Raw genomic sequence first — 19,426 nt, forward strand, 5'->3', positions numbered from 1 at the left:
GTTGTTATGAACGGATAAACAAGGCGAGTGCCTCATCGGTGAGCGCGTCGAGCGACTTGCCCTTCTTGGGCGAGAACCATTGCACCGCCCAGTTGAGCGCCCCAAAGATGAACAGCCGCGCCACACCGGGCTCGGCCTGCAGCGCACCCTGCTTTGCCAGCGCTTCCAGCACAGGCATCCAGGTGGCCTCGTAGCTGTCCTTGATGCGGGCAATGCCCTTGCGCTGCGCAGGCGTGAGCGAACGCCACTCGTAAAGCATCACTGGGATGAAGCTACTGCGCGGCCCGAGCAGGATTTCAAAATGGTGACGAATGAGCGTGTGCAGTTGCTCGCGCGGGGTGGCCTGAGCTGGCAGTGCATCGAGTGCCTGCTGCTGGCTTTGCGCGGCCATGGTCATGCCCTCGCTCATCACGGCGTAGAGCAGCGCGCTTTTGCTTTCAAAGTGGTAGAAGGGCGAGCCGCTGTGCATGCCTGCGGCCGCCGCAATGTCGCGCGTGCTGGTGGCGGCGAAGCCCTGGGTGCGGAAGAGTTTGGCAGCGCCATCCATGAGCTTGCGGCGGCGGTTGCCGTCGTCGAGTTCTTCGGCGGTTTTACGGGGGCGGCCGCGGGGGCGGCGGGTGGGCTCTTCGGCGGAAAGGTTTGCGTTGGGTGTGGAATTGGCGCTGGAGGAGGCTGCGGCCTTGCTGCGGGGGCGGGCCGGGGGTTTCTTGGGAGCGGGGGCGATGGCGCTGGTGCGCGGCACGGGTGAATCCATGCTGGCACGATAGCAAACCTGATTATTTTTAGCAAGCAAGCGCTTTGTAAAAATAGATGACTTGTCTGGTCCTGATTGCTGTGGAATGCTATTTGAGGTGAAGCGCTTTATCTATTGCCTGATTTGCTATTTATTTGGAAGCAGATGGCATGCCTATGCGAAGAGCGGAGGCCGGGAGTCGCCCGGCATGCGAGTAACTTTCTTTCGCGTCGCCGAAAGAAAGTCACCAAAGAAAGGGCGACCCTACTGCGCGCGTCCCTTCACTGCGCTACGGGCAACCTGCGATGCTCGGACAGGGGGTGCGCCGCAGAACTCACTGCGCGCTACGCGCTCCGTTCAAACAACTGCGGCAAGTCAGTGCACGAAGTGCGTGTGTCCTTCGGCACACGCACGCACCCCCTGCCCTGCGCTTCTCGGCACGCGCAGAAGGGAACCCAAAAACGGACATCCACACGGGCCATTGCTTCGCTGCGCTGCGCTCGGCCCCGTCTCGCGGGCGCAAGCGCCACGCGCTGCGGACACTGAGCCGAGCGCAGCGATGGCCCGTGTGGCTGTCCGGCTGTTCGGCTGTCCATCCCCTGCTGGCTGCGCCTGCGCCTGCGGCGGGGCGGTTGCGGGGTGGGCATGGGCGTCGAAGCGCCCATGCTTCGTACTCTGACTCGCCGTGGCTGTCCGAGCGGCGCGCGCAGCGCAAAGCGAGTTCCACGGCGCACCCCGCAACCGCCCCGCCGCAGGTTTGCCCCGTAGCGAAGCGCAGGGGTCGCAGACTGGGGGTCGCCTTTTCTTTGGTGACTTTCTTTTGGCGAAGCAAAAGAAAGTCACTCGCACGCCGGGCGACTCCCGGCTCCCGCACTCAAAACGGGCATGCGGTAGCCGCCGCACAGAAGCCTCGACAGGCCCAACCCGAACGGAAAGGACGAGAAAAAACTATAAAAACAATAGCTGCCAGCGCTTTCTGCATAAGCGCCTGCAGCCAAAAAACCTTCAAATTCGGTGACTCAAACCGCGCTGAAATCTGGCCTTCTCTTTTACCGAAAGATCGTTCAGCCCGCTACGCGGTCTGCACCGCTATCGCGGTGGCCAGATTTCAGCTCTTGCTGAAATCCGGCTTACGCTTCTCCATGAAAGCCGAGAAAGCTTCCCGCGCCGCCGGCTCGCGCAACATGCGCCCAAAGCTCTCGCCCTCTTCCGCCATCACCTCCAGCACCTTCGCCGTCTGCCCACCCTTCATCAACCGCTTGGTTTCGATGAGCGACGACAACGGCTTGGCCGCCAGCTTTTTGGCCTGCGCCTGGGCATAGGCATTGCACTCCGTCGGCGGCACCACGCGGTTCACCAGGCCGACTTCCAGCGCCGCCTCGGCCATGAAGGGCTCGCCCAACAGCAAAGCCTCCGCAGCACGGTGATACCCCAGCATCTGCGGCACCAGCAGGCTCGATGCCGCCTCGGGGCACAGGCCCAGATTCACAAAAGGCATCGAGAATGCCGCGTTGTCGCCCGCATAAACCAGGTCGCAATGGAACAGCATCGTCGTGCCAATGCCCACGGCCGGGCCGCAGACCGACGCGATCACGGGCTTGGGGAAGGTGGCGATGCCGCGCAGAAAGCGGAACACCGGCGAGTCCTGCGTGGCAGGCGGCTGCTGCAGAAAGTCGCCAATGTCGTTGCCCGCGCTGAAGATGGCGATGTCGCCCTGGAACACCACCACGCGCACGCTGGCGTCGGCCTTGGCGGCGTCCAGCGCGTCGGCCATGGCGGCATACATGTCGCGCGTGATCGAGTTCTTCTTGTCCACGCGATTAAACGTGATGGTGGTCACGCCCGCTTCAGAATGGACGAGGATGTCTTGGGTGGCTTCGGTCATGGTGGTGAAGGTTCCGGGGTCTGATGGATGTGAACGAGAGGAATGGTGCACGGCGCAGGGCAACAGGCCGACTCCCTACTCCTTGTAGTAAACGATCTGGTGGCTGGTGGCGAGCATGGTGCCCGCTTCGTTCCACAGCTGCACGGTCTGGTCAAAAAAGCCGTTGCGGAACTCCTGCCCGCGCGCCTGGCCGAGAAGATAACCCGTGCCCGTGGCCTGCAGTTGTGCGGCGCTGGCATGGAAGTAGACCGTGATCGACACCGTGCCTGCCGGCACATGGCGCGCACGGCGCAGCCAGACGCGGGGAAAGAACACATCGGCCAGGGCCGCGAGCGCCACAAAGTCCAGCGGACGGGGTGGCGCATCGCGCATCCACAGCTGGGTCAGGCTGTGGTCGCCACTGCCGTCCCACTCGCGCGGAATGGCGCCGGTGACGGGGCGCATCTCGTAGCGGTTGAGCCATTCCACGCCAAAGCCCGGGGGAATGGCGGGCTGTGCCGATGGTGCAGGCACTTCGGGCTTGGGCACGTCGCCCACGCTCCAGGTCTCGCGCCGCACGGCGGTGACGGCCGTGGCCGTGGTGGTGACCACCTGGGCGCCATCATCACCCGCCTGCAGGATCGACAGCGTCCAGTGCTGGGTCGAGCGGTTGGTGCGCACGGGCGTGGCCTGCACGGTGAACGCACCAGCGGTCAAAGCGCCCGCGTAGTTGACGGTGAGCGACAGCGGATCGCCCAGCCGGTCCGGGTGCTGCAAGATGGCCTGCAGCAGCGTGGCTGCGGTGACGCCGCCGAACGGGCCGACCATGTTCCAGTAGCCAGGGTGGGTCTGCCCTTCGTACTGGCCCGGCGCAGAAGAAGACGAGGCCGTCAACTGCACTGCCTCGTCCAGCGGGTGGGCATCGGACGCAGTGGAAGAATGGGAGGAAGAAGTCATGCTGCGAGTGTGCCGCGAAACAGCCGCTCAGGCCGTCGTGCCGGAGACTTCGGCGTGCGATACACCGCCGCCCAAGGCCGCCAGCGCCGCTGCGGCGCGCGGCCACAGACTCTGACGGAACTGGTCGCGAAAGAAGCCGAAGTGCCCGATGCGCCGCACCTTCACATCGGCGGGCGTGATGCTCTCCACGCGGCGTTCGGTGTTGGCGTACAGGTTGACAAGGTTGTGCGTGCCGCGCAAGGTCATCAGCTCGTCGTCCGCCATCGACAGCGCCAGCACCGGGAACCGCACCGCACCATAACTCTGCGCCACCGCAGGCCCCTCGGCGCCCACGCTGTACGCCGGGTCCAGACACCAGCGCCGCCACTGCAGGATCACGCCTGCCGGCAGGTCACCCACCTTCTTGAGCGTGCGACCCGGAAAGTACCCGCATAGCCGCGTGGCCAGCGGTACCAGCACCCACCAGAAATACGGAACGATGCGCTTGAGCTGAGGCGCGTTGTCACGCCAGTAACCGCTGCCTGCGGCCACGCTCAGCAGGCCCGCCACCTGCTCGGGCTTTTTCAGCAAGCCCGGCAACTGTGCGCCCAGGCTGTGCCCCAGCAAATACAGCGGCTGCGACGGCAACGCGGCCTTGGCGGCTGTGATCACCGCCTCGTAGTCCTGCGCCCAGTCAAACAAATCCGCCTTCACATCGCGCATCGCGCCCTGCAGCGAATCGCCATGGCCGCGGTAATCAAACGTGGTGACACGAAACCCCTGCTGCGCCATCCACAACGCAAAGGCCTCGTAATATGACTGCCGCACCCCCATCGCGCCGCCGATCACGACGCTGGCGCGTGGCGCGCCCTCGGGTTCGTAGACACGCAGTGCCAAAGACACCGCCCCGTTGACCTGCAAGGTTTGCTTGTTCATGTCTGTCTCCTTAGCTCAATGCTGATCTGCGCCGGCTTGAATGGAAAACAAAAACAGGCAGTGCACTTTCCCCCTGCCTTACACCCCACCCTCCAGGGCGTAGCGAGCGGGATCAGCTGCTAGGCGGACGGAGCACAGGAACCGGAACGTACTTGCCTAGTACGTGAGGATTCCGAGCACCGCCCAACGACGCAGATGACCCGCGCAGTAGCCAGTTACAACGCCTCGATGATGCCGGCGGCGCCTTGGCCTGTCCCTACGCACATCGTGACCATGCCGTACTTCAGCTTGTGCCGACGCAGCGCGTGCACCACCGTCGCCGCGCGAATCGCACCGGTAGCACCCAGCGGATGCCCCAGAGCAATCGCGCCGCCCATCGGGTTCACGTTCACAGGGTTCAGGCCCAGCGTGTTGATCACGGCCAGCGACTGCGCCGCAAAGGCTTCGTTCAGCTCGTACCAGCCAATGTCGTCACTCTTCAAGCCCGCATAGCGCAGCGCGGCCGGAATCGCCTCGATCGGGCCGATGCCCATGATCTCGGGCGGCACGCCACGCGCGGCATAGCTCACAAAACGCGCCAGGGGCGTCAGGCCAAACTGCTTCACCGCCTTTTCGCTGGCCACGATGAGCGCACCCGCGCCGTCGCTGGTCTGCGAGCTGTTGCCCGCCGTAACGCTGCCGCGTGCTGCGAACACGGGCTTGAGCTTGGCCAGGCCTTCCAGGGACGTGTCGGGGCGTGGACCTTCGTCCAGGCTCACGGTGCGGCGCTTTTCCACCACTTCACCGGTGGTGAGGTTGGGCGAGCGCTCCACGATTTCGATGGGCGTGATTTCGTCGGTGAACTCACCGGCCTTTTGCGCCTTGATCGCGCGCAGGTGGGATTCGAGGGCAAACGCGTCCTGCATTTCGCGGCTCACCTTCCACTGCTGGGCGACCTTTTCTGCGGTCAGGCCCATGCCGTAGGCGATACCCACGTTCTCGTCCTTCGCAAAGATCTCGGCGTTGAACGAGGGCTTGTTGCCGCCCATGGGCACCAGGCTCATGGACTCGGCGCCACCGGCGATCAGCACGTCGGCCTCGCCCACGCGGATGCGGTCGGCGGCCATCTGCAGCGCGGTGATGCCCGATGCACAGAAGCGGTTCACCGTCACGCCGCCCACGGGGTGGTCGAACGCCAGGCCCACGGCGATGCGGGCCATGTTCATGCCCTGCTCGCCTTCAGGGAAGGAGCAGCCAATGATGGCGTCTTCAATCGCCTTGGGGTCCAGCGTGGGCACCTGCAGCATGGCGCTCTTGATGGCGGCGACCAGCAGGTCGTCAGGCCGGGTGTTCTTGAAATAGCCGCGGCCCGAGCGCCCGATGGGCGTGCGCGTGGCGGCGACGATGTAGGCGTCCTGGACTTGTTTTTGAGCCATGGTGAAACTCCTTCAATTCTTGGGGGGGCGGCTGGAAGGAACCCAGGCCCACGTAAATACACATTCGACCGGCTCCACGCCGGCTTCGTCGGTCACGGTGACTTTCACCTGCACCTCGCCCTTGTCGCTGGCCAACATGGCGGCGCGCTGCTCGGCGGTGAGCGTGGCCACGGCCTTGAGGCCGCCCGTGGCGCGCTTCTTGAACGCCATGCTCAGCTCCTTGGCCAGCGGCAGGCAGTCGTCGCGCACGTTCATGCCCACGACCATGCCGGTGGCCGTTTCGGCCAGCAGGTTCATGGCCGAGGCGTGCACGCCACCGATGTGGTTTTGCACGCGGCGCTCGTTGGCAAGGTGCACCTCGACACGCTCGGGCGTGAGCGACACGAACCGCACCCCGGCCGTGCCGGTGAAGGGCACGGCCCGGCGCAGGATGATGTTCTGCACGAAGCCGCGCATGAAGGCGGGCGCCTCGTCCAGGCGCATCAGCGAGCGCTGGAGTTTGTTGGGGGCTTGGCTCGTCATGGTGATGCCGGTCAATTGCGGACAGGCTTGCCCGTGGAGAGCATTCCGAGAATGCGCTCGTGCGTCTTGGGCTGGGCAATCAGGTGGCAGAACACCTTGCGCTCCAGCGTGAGCAGGTATTCCTCGCTCACCATCGAGCCCGCATCCACATCGCCGCCACAGACCACCTCGGCGATCATCGCGCCGATCTTGAAGTCGTAGGCGCTGATGAAGCCGCCGTCGCGCATGTTCACCAGCTGGGCCTTGATGGTGGCCAGGCCGCTGCGGCCCGCCACGGGGAACAGGCGCTTGTGCGGTGCACGCCATCCGCTCGCAGCCATGGACTTGGCTTCGTTGATGGCGACGAACAGCAGCTCGTCTTTGTGGGGCACGATCACGTCGCTGTCCAGCAGGTAGCCCAGCTTGCGCGATTCGAGCGCGCTAGTGCCCACCTTGGCCATGGCGGCGGCGGTGAAGCCTTCGGTCAGGAAGGGCAGGATGTCCTTGGATGTGGAAGCTGCCATGTTCTCGGCCGCGCGGCGGGCGATGTAGGTCAGGCCACCAGCGCCGGGCACCAGGCCCACGCCCACTTCGACCAGGCCGATGTAGCTTTCCATGTGCGCCACGCGCTTGGCCGAATACACGGCCAGCTCGCAGCCACCGCCCAGCGCCATGCCATGGATGGCAGCCACCACGGGCACCTGGGCGTAGCGGATGCGCAGCATCAGGTTCTGCAGCTCCTGCTCGATGCTTTCCACCGCGTCGGGGCCGCCCACGGCAAAGGCGGGCATGGTGGCTTCCAGGTCGGCGCCCACGCTGAAGGGCGCATCGCCCGACCAGATGACCATGCCGTCGTATTCGCGCTCGGCCAGCTCCACGGCTTCAGCCAGACCTTCCATCACTTCAGGGCTGATGGCGTGCATCTTGTTCTTGATGCTAGCAATCAGAACCTTGCCGTCCAGCGTCCAGGTGCGCAGGGCCTTCGATTCGGCAATGGTGGTGCCAGCGGTGCGCCAATCAGGCAGGCTGGTTTCGCCCAGCAGAGCCTCGGGGAAGATTTGGCGCTCGTACACGGGCAGCTGGCGGCGTGGCACGAATTGGCCGCGCGATGCGCTCCACGAACCCTGGGCTGTGTGCACGCCACCGGCTTCGGCCACGGGGCCCTTGAACACCCACTCGGGCAGCGGTGCCTTGCACAGCGCCTTGCCAGCGTCGATGTCTTCCTGAATCATCTTCGCCACTTCCAGCCAACCGGCTTCTTGCCACAGCTCGAAGGGGCCCTGCTTCATGCCAAAGCCCCAGCGCATGGCCTGGTCCACGTCGCGGGCGTTGTCGGCTATTGTTGAAAGGTGCACGGCGGCGTAGTGGAAGCTGTTGCGCAGGATGGCCCACAGGAATTGGCCGGGCGCACCTTCGGCGTTGCGCAGCAGGCGCAGGCGCTCGGCCGCAGGCTTCTTGAGCATGCGGGCGTACACCTCGTCGGCCTTCTGGCCGGCGGGCACGTACTCTTCGCTTTCGAGCTCAAAGCGCATCACGTCGCGACCAACCTTCTTGAAGAAACCGGCCTTGGTCTTCTGGCCCAGGTTGCCCAGTTCCAGCAGCTTCTTCAGCACAGCGGGCGTGCCGAAGCTTTCGTAGAACGGATCGGTCTCGATGCTCAGGTTGTCCTGCAGCGTCTTGATGACGTGGGCCATGGTGTCCAGGCCCACCACGTCGGCGGTGCGGAAGGTACCGCTCGATGCACGGCCCAGCTTCTTGCCCGTGAGGTCGTCCACCACGTCGTAGGTCAGGCCGAAGTTCTCGACTTCCTTCATGGTGGCCAGCATGCCCGCAATACCCACGCGGTTGGCCACGAAGTTGGGCGTGTCGTGCGCGCGCACCACGCCCTTGCCCAGGCCACTGGTGACGAAGGCTTCGAGCTGGTCCAGCACTTCGGGCTGGGTGGTGGGAGTGTTGATCAGCTCCACCAGCGTCATGTAGCGCGGGGGGTTGAAGAAGTGGATGCCGCAGAAGCGGGGCTTGATGCTCTCGGGCAGCACTTCGCTCAATTTGGTGATCGACAGGCCCGAGGTGTTGGACGCCAGGATGGCATGCTTGGCCACATGGGGCGCGATCTTGGTGTACAGGTCGAGCTTCCAGTCCATGCGCTCGGCAATGGCCTCGATCACGAGGTCGCATTCCTTGAGCAGGTGCATGTGCTCTTCGTAGTTGGCCTGCTGGATCAGCGCGGCGTCGTCGGCCACGCCCAGGGGCGAAGGCTTGAGCTTCTTCAGGCCTTCGACGGCCTTGGTGACGATGCCGTTCTTGGGGCCTTCCTTCGCAGGCAGGTCGAACAGCACCACGGGCACCTTCACGTTGACGAGGTGGGCGGCAATCTGCGCGCCCATCACGCCTGCGCCGAGCACGGCAACTTTTTTCACTTGAAATCGGGACATGGGTTGGGTTCCTGGTTGGGGCGCTGCGCGACACCGCTGGGGTGCGCGCGGCCACGGGAATGGGGTTTACTGGACGCGGATCCAGGTTTGCGTGCGGCCAAACGGGCCGATCGAACCGCGCACTTCGAGCTTCTTGCCGCCCTCGATGGGGGTCATGCGCAGGGTGTAGTTGCGACCGTTCTCGGGGTCGAGAATCTTGCCGCCCTCCCACACTTCTTTGCCGTCGGCCTTTTTGGCGCCACGGATGATCTCCAGCCCGAGGATGGGCTTGCCCTTGCGATCATCCGAGCACTCGTCGCAGACCTCATCGGGCTTGGCGTCCTTGGACAGGCGCTTTTCCAGCGCTCCGTGCAGCACGCCGCCGCCAATGTCGCGGATGCGGATCTCGGCCTTGGCCTCGCCGGTCTTGTCATCGATGTTGCGCCACAGGCCTTCGGGCGTCATCTGCGCCCAGGCCGGTAGCGCGCCCGCTACCAAAACAATAGCTGCTACCGCTTTGAACATCTGCGCTCCCTGGCAAAAAGGCTTGAAATCCGCATCCGGCGCCGATCAGGCCAGGGCCAGATCGGTGTCCATCAGCACCTTGCTGCCGGCACGGGCGGTGCGCATCAGCGTCGCCGTTTCGGGGAACAGCTTGGCAAAGTAGAAGCGCGCGGTCTGCAGCTTGGCGCCATAAAACGGGTCGGTGTTGCCGGCAGCGATCTCGCGCAGGGCCACCTGGGCCATGCGGGCGAACAGGTAGCCGAACACCAGGTGGCCGGCCACGCGCAGGTAGTCCACGGCGGCGGCGCCCACTTCGTCGGGGTTTTGCATGCCCTTGAAGCCGATCTCGGTGGTGAACTTGGTCATCTGGTCACCCAGCATGGCCACGGGGTTGATGAACTCGGCCATGCGCTCGTTCACGCCCTCTTCTTCCACCAGCTGGCCAATCAGCTTGCCCAGCTTTTTCAGCGTGGCGCCGTTGTTGCCCAGCACCTTGCGGCCCAGCAGGTCCAGCGACTGGATGGTGTTGGTGCCTTCATAGATCATGTTGATGCGGTTGTCCCGCACGTACTGCTCCATGCCCCATTCCTTGATGAAGCCATGGCCGCCGAAGACCTGCATGCAGGCGTTGGTGCTGATGTGGCCGTTGTCGGTGATGAAGGCCTTCACGATGGGAGTCAGCAAAGCCACGAGTTCTTCGGAGTCCTTGCGCACCTTTTCATCGGGGTGGCTGTGCACCTTGTCCAACAGCAGCGTGCAGAAGATCTGCAGCGCGCGGCCACCTTCGGCATAGGCCTTGGCGGTGAGCAGCATCTTGCGCACATCGGGGTGCACGATGATGGGGTCGGCGTCCTTGTCCTTGGCCTTGGGGCCCGACAGGCTGCGCGACTGGATGCGGTCCTTGGCGTAGGCCAGGGCGTTCTGGTAGGCCACTTCGGTCAGGCCCAGCGACTGGTTGCCCACGCCCAGACGGGCGGCATTCATCATCACAAACATGGCAGCCAAGCCCTTGTTGGGCTGGCCCACCATGGTGCCGATGGCGCCGTCCAGCGCGATCTGCGCGGTGGCGTTGCCGTGGATGCCCATCTTGTGCTCCAGGCCCGTGCAAAAGATCGGGTTGCGCTCGCCCAGGGAGCCGTCGGCATTGACATTGAACTTGGGCACCACAAACAGACTGATGCCCTTGCTGCCCTTGGGCGCATCGGGCAGGCGAGCCAGCACCAGGTGAACAATGTTGGCGGCCATGTCGTGCTCACCGGCACTGATGAAGATCTTGTTGCCGGTGATCTTGTAGGTGCCATCGGCCTGGGGTTCGGCCTTGGTGCGCATCAGGCCCAGGTCGGTACCGCAGTGGGGTTCGGTCAGGCACATGGTGCCGGTCCATTCGCCGCTGGTGAGCTTGGGCAGGTACAGGGCCTTCTGGGCGTCGGTGCCGTGGGCGTGCAGGGCTTCGTACGCGCCGTGCGACAGGCCGGGGTACATCGTCCAGGCCTGGTTGGCCGAGTTCAGCATCTCGTACAGGCACTGGTTCAGCACAAAGGGCAGGCCCTGGCCGCCATAGGCCGGATCGCAGCTCAGCGCCGCCCAGCCGCCTTCCACGTACTTGGCGTACGCGTCCTTGAAGCCGGTGGGGGTCTTCACTTCGTGCGTGGTCTTGTTCAGCACGCAGCCTTCGGTGTCGCCGCTGATGTTGAGCGGGAACGCGACTTCGGCAGCAAACTTGCCGGCCTCTTCGATCACGGCGTTGATGGTGTCCACATCCACTTCGGCGTGGGGGGGCATCGCCTTGAATTCATCACTCACCTTGAGCACTTCGTGCATGACGAATTGCATGTCGCGCAGGGGCGGCGTATAGGTAGGCATGGGTTTACTCCTTGGATGGGGTGGTTTGGTTGGAAACTTTGCGGCGCGCCACCGTGGGTGCCTTGGCGGCGGCCGCGGTGGCGCTGTAACGCGCCAGGATGTTGTGAAAGCCCACGACGGCTCTGTCGATAGAGCCCGGGGTCTGCAGGAACCGCGCTTCGTAGTGCAGCGCGAGGATGAGGCCGTGGATCTCGAAGAGCATCTGCTCTTCCTTGGTGTCGGCCCGCAGCTCGCCCAGCTCCTTGCACTGCTCGATGGCGCGGCGCATGGCGGCATGCCAGGTCAGCACCGAGCTGGCCAGCGCGTCGCGCACGGGGCCGGTGCGGTCGTCAAACTCGACCGCGCCGCTGATGTAGATGCAGCCCGAGTCGATTTCGATGGAGGTGCGCTTCATCCAGTTGTCGAACAGCGCCGACAAACGCGCCACGCCGCGCGGTGCGGACATGGCGGGGTAGAACACTTCCTGCTCGAAGCGGGTGTGGTATTCGCGGATCACGGAGATCTGCAGCTCTTCGCGCGAGCCAAAGTGGGCGAACACGCCCGACTTGCTCATGCCCGTGACGTCGGCCAGCGCCCCGATGGAGAGGCCCTCCAGCCCGATGTGGGTGGCCAGGCCCAGCGCCGCCTCGACGATGGCCGCCTTGGTCTGTTGGCCCTTTTGCAGTGCACGGCCCGTACCGCTGCGAGCGCGCGGAATGCGGGTGACTTGGCGGGATTCGGGGGTGGAGGACATGGGCACGAATAAAAACGAACGTTCGTTCTATTCTGCAGCAATTTACCCGCACACCCCAAGCCCCCGGAAAAAATAGGGAGACGCACCCAAACCACCCGTTGCAGCAGCGCCACCTTTGCTGGGTAACGCTGCCTCAGCCGTCTGCTGGCTACAGCATCAGCGCCAGACTGGCGTCTAGGTGCTCGGTGGGCAAGCGCCGAAACCCCGAGCGGGCATAACCCTGCAGCCGCCCGACCACAAAGGCCGTCAGCACACTGGCCGTCACCTGGGCGTCCACCGTGGGCGTGCTGGACGCGGCCGTGGTCGAGCGCAGACACTGGCGCAGGGTGGATTCGATGCGGTCAAAAAACTGGTTCATGCGTTGCTGCAGGCGCTCGTGCTCGAACACCAGCGCGTCGCCCACCATCACCCGCACCATGCCCGGGTTGCGTTCGCCAAACTGCAGTACCAGAGCCACGATGCGGGCAGCCTGGCGCGCGCCCGCGTCGGCAGGCTGCGCGGGGTCTGGCACGTCGCGCCCAGTGATCTGCTGCACCAGCGTGAACACCGACTGCTCGATGAAATCGATCAAGCCCTCGAACATCTGCGCCTTGCTGGCGAAGTGGCGGTACAGCGCGGCCTCGCTGACGGACAGGCGTGCGGCCAACGCGGCGGTGGTGATGCGTTCAGCCCCCGGCTGCTCCAGCATGGCGGCCAGGGCCTGCAGGATCTGGATGCGCCGCTCCCCGGGCTTGGGCCGCTTGCGGGCAGCCGCAACATCACCCGCTTCGGCGGTACTGGCGGACTCGGGGAGGGGCGAGATTTCAGACATGCAGGACAGGGACTCCGGTGGGCCCCGCGCCCGGAACACATGCCACCGGGCATGGTCGGATCACGGCAGGGCGTGGATCACGATGTCACGTCTTGCCACAGCCAGGAGGAGCCGGGGCGCCACCTGTTTGCACAAGTCAATCGTGTGTGGAAATGATTCTCGCACAGGCCCCTGAGCGATCCCCGCCGGCCCCGGCAGGCCGCAGGACACGCACCACTACAGCGGGAACACCACGGCCACCACGAGCCCCCGCCCCTGGGGGCCAGTGCCCAGCGTCAGTGCGGCGCGGTGCACGCGGGCAATCTCGTCCGCAATCGCCAGCCCCAGGCCAGTGCCCTCGCCGCCCGCACCGGGCACGCGGTAGAAGCGCTGCAGCACGCGGGTGCGCTCACTCTCCGGCACCCCCGGGCCGTCGTCCTCCACCTCCATGTAGGGGCGCGGGGGGCCCAGACGGCCCTGGCGCAGTCCGCAGCGGATGGTGACCACGCCCCCCGGCGGGGTGTACTTGATGGCGTTGTCCACCAGGTTGGACAACAGCTCGCGCAACAGCCAGCCGTGGCCTGTGACATGCACCAGCTGCACATCGAGCCCCAAATCCAGGCCCTTGCCGGTGGCGGCGTCCAGAAAGTTTTCGAGCAGCGATTCGCACAGGTCCTTGAGGTCCACCCGCTGCGGCGGTTGCGCATCCAGGCTGCGGGCATCGGCCCGGGACAGCGCCAGCAGCTGGTGCGCCAGCTGCGAGGTGCGGCGCGTGGCATTGCGCAGCTTCTCGATCTGATCGACTCCTAAAACAATAGCGCCCTGGGCACGATCCTCATGCGCTAGCGGCATTTTTCGGTCGAAATCCGGGAAAGAGGTGCGGGGTGGCGCTGCCGCCTTGGCCATCATGGCCCAGGCCTCGACCTGGGCCTGCAGGCCTGCGAGGGGCGTACGCAGCTGGTGCGCCGCGTCGGCCACAAAGCGCCGCTGCCCCTCCGCCTGCGCGTTGACCAGCGCAAACAGGCGGTTGAGCGAGTGCACCAGGGGGCGCACCTCGTCGGGCGATGCGGCCTCGTCGATGGGGCTGAGGTCCCGCGGCGAGCGGCGCTCCACCGCCTCGGCCAAACCCACCAGGGGCTTGAAGGCTTGCCGCACCGCCCAGTGGATCGCAAAACCCGCCGCTACCAGCAGCACCAGGTTGGGCAACAACACGCGCAGCAGCAGTTGTTGCGCCCATTTCTGGCGCGGGTCTGACCCGTCGGCCAGAGCCACCACCAGCTCGCCCGCCCCTGTGCGCCCGCGCTGTGCCGCCACCCGGTACGTCACCCCGCCGAATTCCACGCTGTGGAACTCCGGGGCCTGGGTGGTGGGCACGGCGCCATGCACCCAGCCCTCGCCCAGCAGCAGGCGGCCGGAGGTGTCACGCACGCTGTAGGCAGCAAAGCCGGCGTTCTGGCGCAGAAAATCTTCAATGGGCGGCGCGAGCAGGAGCAACGGCGGGTCGTTGTCGTGAATAGGTGGCGCCAGCACCGAATCGGCCAATGCCGGCAGCAGCCGCACCAGCCGCTGGTCGTGCTGGCCAGCCGCCTCGTCGGCCGAGCGGTAGTCCAGCCAGACCCCCACCAGCGCCAGCACGCACAGGGGCATCACCAGCATCAGCAAGAGCCGGGTGCGCAGATCCGACGTCATCGCACGCAAACCGGGCCGCCGGGAGGAGTTCTTCTTCCAAAGCATGGCGAGGCGGCCGAAAGATCGGGGGGGGATAGTTGCCGCTCAGGGGGCCTGCAGTTCGAGGCGGTACCCAAAGCCCCGGATGGACCGCAGCGCCACGCCATGGGGCTCCAGCTTGCCCCGCAGGCGCGACACATAGACCTCCACCGCGTTGGGGGTGATCTCCTTGTCCCAGCCCGTCAGCGCCTGCAGCAGCTTGTCTTTGCTCGCAGGCTTGGGCGCGTTGATGAGCAGGTATTCAAGCACCGTCCACTCGCGGGGCCCCAGTTCGATGACCTGTTCGCCCGCCGGCGTGCGCATGCTGGCTCGGCGCCCGGCCGTGTCCAGCTCCAGCGGGCCAAAACTTAGCACGGCCGTGGTCGCAGCCTGGGAGCGGCGCAGCAGTGCCCGCAGGCGCGCCAGCAGCTCGGGCAGCTCAAACGGCTTGACCATGTAGTCGTCCGCCCCCAGGTCCAGCCCCTGCACCCTGTCATGCAGCGCGTCTCGCGCTGTCAGGATCAACACAGGCATCGCAGGGCTTGCCATGTCCGGGCGGCGCAGGCGGCGTGTCAGCTCCAGGCCGTCCATGGCGGGCAGCCCGATGTCGATGATGGCGGCATCAAACGACTCGGCGCGCAGCACCTCCTCGGCCCGCTCGCCGCTGCCCACCCAGTCCACTGCGTAACCCGCGTCGGTGAGCCCCAGCTTGATGCCGCTGGCCACCATCACATCGTCTTCGACCAACAGCAGGCGCATGGTGCCCTCACGCGGGGAGATCAGTGGGACCGGATCATGGTGCCGTAGGCCTGGTCGGTCAGGATCTCCAGCAGCATGGCATGGGGCACACGTCCGTCAATGATGTGAACGGCATTAACCCCGGCTTTGGCAGCATCCAGTGCACCGGCAATCTTGGGCAGCATGCCGCCCGAGATCGTGCCGTCGGCAAACAGCTCGTCGATACGGCGGGCCGTCAGGTCGGTCAGCAGGTTGCCGGCTTTGTCGAGAACACCGGGCGTGTTGGTCAGGAGCATCAGCTTTTCAGCCCGCAACACCGTGGCCAGCTTGCTGGCCACCACATCCGCGTTGATGTTGTAGCTCTCGTTGTTCTCGCCAAAACCAATCGGGCTGATGACGGGAATGAACGCATCGTCCTGCAGCGCCTTCACCACGCTGGGGTCAATGGAGACGATGTCGCCCACCTGCCCCACGTCGTGTTCGATGGTGGGGTCCTTGCTATCCACCATCTTGAGCTTTTGCGCGCGGATCATGCCGCCGTCCCGGCCAGTCAAGCCCACGGCCTTGCCACCGGCCTGGTTGATCAGACCCACGATGTCCTGCTGCACCTCGCCCGCCAGCACCCATTCGACCACTTCCATGGTCTCGGCATCGGTCACCCGCATGCCCTGGATGAACTCGCCCTTCTTGCCCAGGCGGTTGAGCGCCGTCTCAATCTGCGGGCCGCCACCGTGCACCACTACAGGGTTCATGCCCACCAGTTTGAGCAGAACCACGTCCTCGGCAAAGTCCGCCTGCAGGGCGGGGTCGGTCATGGCGTTGCCGCCGTACTTGATGACCATGGTCTTGCCATGGAACTTGCGGATGTAGGGCAGCGCCTGGGCCAGGATTTCAGCCTTGTCGCGCGGGGCAATCGAAAGAAGGTCGGTCATGGAGGCGGGCCATCCGGAGAAAACAGTGAGGCACAAATTGTGCCGCATTCGCCGGGCGCGCGAACACAAGAAGACGTCAGTGCCGCAGCCAGTTTGGTACTTTGAACCGCACGATGGCCAGGTAGGCCATCACATAGCTGACTACAAACAACCCGCAAAACGCCATGAGCAAGGGGGTGTTGTTCCAGAACAGCACCGCCGGCACCACGGTCAAGAGCGTGAAACCCCACAGATAAGGTGACGTGCGGTTGTTGCGCATGAGCACCCGGCGAGACTCATCATCGTGAAACACCCCGCGCACAATGCGGCGGTAAATGAGCTGGTGGAAATGCAGAGCATCGGCCACTCCCGGAGAAACCCCCCGCACCGCCTTGCGGTATATGGAAAAAACCGTCTCCCACACCGGGTAAATCAGCAGGAGCATGGGGAACCAGGGCGATACGTCTGCGTTGCGCTGTACCAGCGAGATGCTGGCCATGGCGATCACCACGCCCCACACATAGGCCCCGCCATCACCGGCAAACAACATGCCCCGCGGGTAGTTCCAGACCAAGAAACCGCCGGTAGCTGCGGCAGTGGATACCAAAATGGCAGCGATAGCCCTGTCCCCTACTTGCAAGGCTACATGGGCTAGTGCGAGACACACGATAACGGCCACCATTCCCGCCAACCCGTTATAGCCATCAATAATATTGAAAGCATGTGGAAGACCGGCCACAGCGAGCACCACGAAGCAGAGCCCAAGCCATGGAGCTATCGGCAGCAGCATGTCCAGCCAAGGTATATCAAACCTCGGGACGGTAAGGCCAAGCAACCAAACGGCCAAGCCTCCCGAGATAGCCGTGAGGCCAAGACGGTATCTCACTGTGAGGCGCTGAGTCATATCCTCTGCGATACCGCCAATAGCCGCAGGAATCAAGGTGAGCATCCAGCATCCCACCCACGAGCCAAACCGCAGAGACCCCGGGTCGCCAAATATTGACTGGATCCAGCCGAGCGCCCAACTGGTAACAATGCCCAAAAGCAGGGCGACCCCCCCCAACCTTGGCACGTCTCCCACGTGAAACCGCTGCGGCATGCCATCTCCATACCGTGATGCATGGCCCCTGACCCACTGCACAATGAATCCCGCCACCAAAGTAGCCACAACAAATCCAAGCAGAGACAGCGAAATCATGAAGGGTCGATCGTAACCTTGGATTCGTTCGTTGCAGTAACCATGTGCAGACTCGATTTGTAGACAGGGGAGCGCCACAATCGAAAAAGGCTAAAGAGATGCCAAAAAAGGTGTCGGGGGTTGCAACTGCTCGCCCGTTGTCCAGCATGAACCACGCGAACCGGAGCACGGGCGAGAACCCATCCTCTCAGGCGCAATCTCAGTGAAAAATCGACATCCTCACAGTACATAAAGTACCGGATATCAAATCCATCCAAGCTGTCCCACACAGCGCGCTGCATTACTAAACATGCGGCATTGACCCAGTCAACTCGAGAGTCGGATCTTCCTAACACCCGGCGTGCGAACAACGCCGCAGGCGTTGGCAATGACCGTTCAAAATCCTGAAGTATTCCCGTGCTATCCACTTGTTCTGGATAGGAGCAACCCACACCCTGTTGCAAAGCAACTTGCTTGAGAGCTACAAAGGGGTCGCTACCCAATAGCCCGACATCGGGGTTGAGCACACACACCAAGGATTCGGTCGCATCACGCAGAGCTTGATTGTGATTGAAACCGAATCCATGAGGCCTAGTGTTGTGGATGAAATCCATTTTAAAAGGCCAACCGCCAACGGGTGCGCAAGGCACCTCTTCTGGAATATTCAGCGTGAGAATGACTCGTGTTACAGAAGACGCGCAGTACCGCGTGAGTTCTTCCAGGATGGACTGGACCAATTTGCCATGACCATGGCTCACGATGGATATAACCAAGCTCTCAGCCTCTTTACTGCAAAGACTTGCTGAAGCGCATCTTGGATCCAAGTCCATCGCGTGCTACTGCATCAACCAGCTATTTGCCTCGGACACGTTAAGTTCGCGATCATCCCCTGCGAGCGACCGCAAGCGCATCAGAGAGACCAGGTACAAATAACGGGCCTGTGCGAGGTCGCGCAGCGCCGTTGTTTTCTGTTGCTCCGCATTCAGCACATCCAATGTGGTGCGAATACCCGCCTCAAATGATCTCTGGTTGGACTCGAGGGCAGTTTCAGCCGACCGCACAGCTTGCTCCAGTGCTGCGATTTTCAGGACTCCTTCTGTCACACCACGGAACTCCCGATGAACGCGCACACGCAAATCACGACGCGTCGCCTCCAGCATTTCACGAGCACGTGTTTCAGACGCCACGGCCTGACGCACTGTAGAACTCACGTAGCCCCCCGAAAAAATAGGGATTGATAACTGCAGACCAATCATCTTGTTATCGTATTTGTAGTTCACACTCGTGACGCTATCGCTGTTGGTGCGTGACCATTGTGCGACTGCATCCAAAGTAGGCAAATGTCCAGCCTTTGATTTTTCTATTTCCTGGCGTGCAATTTCTATCTGTGACTGCAGTGATTGCAGCTCCGGACTTCCGTTTTCAGCGCGTGCCATCCAAGCTTCAAGATCTGCAGGTATTGGCGCCTTCGCTACAAAACGCACGACATCGAGTTGCGCCAAGCTCGGAACCGACTGCCCCGTGAGAACCTCAATTCGATGCAGCGTGTAGTCCTTGTTCTGCTTCGCTTCCAATTCCTGAGCGACAACCAAATCAAGTCGAGCCTGCGCCTCATCGATGTCCGTTCGGGTTCCAGACCCAGCCTTTACACGCTTACGTGCAGCGTCAAGCTGGGTCAAATAAGTAGATTTTTGAGAAGCAATCAATTTCAGCTGCTCTTCCGCGAGCAAAGCTTCAAAGTAGGCCTCCCCCGCCCGCACAACCAGACTTTGCTCATCACGTTGAAGGGCGGCCTCCGCATCACCCACCTGCGCCTCCGCCTGGCGAAGGAGTGCCAATTGATAGGGACGGTAAAGAGGTTGCTTCACTGTCAGTGTCTGACTCCCAGAGAAATAGTGGGTTTGGCGGGTAGTCTCCTGGCCCAATATGTTGGGAGTTGTGCTGGTAAGGTCGTTGTAGTTTCGCCCAGCGGAAAGCGCCACGTTAGGCATCAACTGCGCATTGGCCTGCGGAATCTTTTCACGCACAGCCTCGGCAGAAGCACGAGAGGCTCTCACCTGAGCATCGTTGGCTACGGACGCGTCATACACCTGTTTGAGATCAAGCCCCCAAGCAGCCGAACAAAACGGACCAATAGCACCCAACAGAACCAGTCCTACCCATTTCGAGCCCGCAGCAGATGTTGATTTTTTCGACTGCATGGC

General features: G+C 63.4%; 17 protein-coding genes. All 17 read right to left on the reverse strand.

Translation table 11 applies throughout. The features are described 5' to 3' along the window. Nucleotides 1–4: 4 nt before the first annotated feature. A complete protein-coding gene (locus tag DNK89_RS19485) occupies nt 5–754 on the reverse strand; it encodes a TetR/AcrR family transcriptional regulator (protein ID WP_110961455.1) in 750 nt (249 codons plus the stop codon). A 1,087-nt stretch (nt 755–1,841) separates the two neighbouring features. Continuing rightward, nucleotides 1,842–2,618: an enoyl-CoA hydratase gene (locus DNK89_RS19490; RefSeq protein WP_110961456.1), complete on the reverse strand. Its 777-nt coding sequence runs from the start codon at nt 2,616–2,618 to the stop codon at nt 1,842–1,844. A 75-nt stretch (nt 2,619–2,693) separates the two neighbouring features. Next, nucleotides 2,694–3,554, reverse strand: a complete 861-nt coding sequence (locus tag DNK89_RS19495; protein ID WP_110961457.1) for an acyl-CoA thioesterase II — start codon at nt 3,552–3,554, stop codon at nt 2,694–2,696. Between the two features lie 27 nt (nt 3,555–3,581). Next, a complete protein-coding gene (locus DNK89_RS19500) occupies nt 3,582–4,469 on the reverse strand; it encodes an alpha/beta fold hydrolase (protein WP_110961458.1) in 888 nt (295 codons plus the stop codon). A 215-nt stretch (nt 4,470–4,684) separates the two neighbouring features. After that, nucleotides 4,685–5,884 carry an acetyl-CoA C-acyltransferase gene (locus DNK89_RS19505; protein WP_110961459.1) on the reverse strand — a complete coding sequence of 400 codons (1,200 nt, stop codon included), beginning with the start codon at nt 5,882–5,884 and terminating at the stop codon, nt 4,685–4,687. Between the two features lie 12 nt (nt 5,885–5,896). Then, entirely contained in the window at nt 5,897–6,406 is a 510-nt protein-coding gene (locus DNK89_RS19510) for a DUF4442 domain-containing protein (RefSeq protein ID WP_110961703.1), read from the reverse strand. Nucleotides 6,407–6,417: 11 nt separating this feature from the next. Continuing rightward, nucleotides 6,418–8,820, reverse strand: coding sequence for a 3-hydroxyacyl-CoA dehydrogenase/enoyl-CoA hydratase family protein (locus DNK89_RS19515; RefSeq protein WP_110961460.1), 2,403 nt, complete (start codon nt 8,818–8,820; stop codon nt 6,418–6,420). 66 nt (nt 8,821–8,886) lie between these two features. After that, complete coding sequence (locus tag DNK89_RS19520) at nt 8,887–9,324, reverse strand: DUF2147 domain-containing protein (RefSeq protein WP_110961461.1); 438 nt, start codon at nt 9,322–9,324, stop codon at nt 8,887–8,889. A 45-nt stretch (nt 9,325–9,369) separates the two neighbouring features. Next, nucleotides 9,370–11,166, reverse strand: coding sequence for an acyl-CoA dehydrogenase C-terminal domain-containing protein (locus DNK89_RS19525; protein WP_015012460.1), 1,797 nt, complete (start codon nt 11,164–11,166; stop codon nt 9,370–9,372). Between the two features lie 4 nt (nt 11,167–11,170). Then, nucleotides 11,171–11,899, reverse strand: a complete 729-nt coding sequence (locus tag DNK89_RS19530) for a TetR/AcrR family transcriptional regulator (protein ID WP_060984113.1) — start codon at nt 11,897–11,899, stop codon at nt 11,171–11,173. 148 nt (nt 11,900–12,047) lie between these two features. After that, nucleotides 12,048–12,710 (reverse strand): nucleoid occlusion factor SlmA, encoded by a 663-nt coding sequence (gene slmA, locus DNK89_RS19535; RefSeq protein ID WP_110961462.1) that lies wholly within the window; start codon nt 12,708–12,710, stop codon nt 12,048–12,050. Nucleotides 12,711–12,926: 216 nt separating this feature from the next. Continuing rightward, entirely contained in the window at nt 12,927–14,378 is a 1,452-nt protein-coding gene (locus DNK89_RS19540) for a sensor histidine kinase (protein WP_110961463.1), read from the reverse strand. A gap of 84 nt (nt 14,379–14,462) precedes the next feature. Next, the gene (locus DNK89_RS19545; RefSeq protein WP_015012456.1) at nt 14,463–15,155 is read right to left on the reverse strand and encodes a response regulator transcription factor; all 693 of its coding nucleotides are present in this window, start codon (nt 15,153–15,155) and stop codon (nt 14,463–14,465) included. Between the two features lie 20 nt (nt 15,156–15,175). After that, nucleotides 15,176–16,066 (reverse strand): acetylglutamate kinase, encoded by an 891-nt coding sequence (gene argB, locus DNK89_RS19550; RefSeq protein WP_015012455.1) that lies wholly within the window; start codon nt 16,064–16,066, stop codon nt 15,176–15,178. Nucleotides 16,067–16,142: 76 nt separating this feature from the next. Then, nucleotides 16,143–17,243 carry a glycosyltransferase gene (locus tag DNK89_RS19555; protein WP_110961464.1) on the reverse strand — a complete coding sequence of 367 codons (1,101 nt, stop codon included), beginning with the start codon at nt 17,241–17,243 and terminating at the stop codon, nt 16,143–16,145. After that, nucleotides 17,240–18,052 (reverse strand): glycosyltransferase, encoded by an 813-nt coding sequence (locus DNK89_RS19560; protein WP_203422375.1) that lies wholly within the window; start codon nt 18,050–18,052, stop codon nt 17,240–17,242. Before DNK89_RS19560 ends, DNK89_RS19555 begins: the two co-directional genes overlap by 4 nt. A 6-nt stretch (nt 18,053–18,058) precedes the next feature. Further along, nucleotides 18,059–19,423, reverse strand: a complete 1,365-nt coding sequence (locus tag DNK89_RS19565) for a TolC family outer membrane protein (RefSeq protein WP_110961465.1) — start codon at nt 19,421–19,423, stop codon at nt 18,059–18,061. Nucleotides 19,424–19,426: the final 3 nt, after the last annotated feature.

The organism is Acidovorax sp. ST3, from assembly GCF_003231145.1.
Taxonomy (GTDB): domain Bacteria; phylum Pseudomonadota; class Gammaproteobacteria; order Burkholderiales; family Burkholderiaceae_C; genus Acidovorax.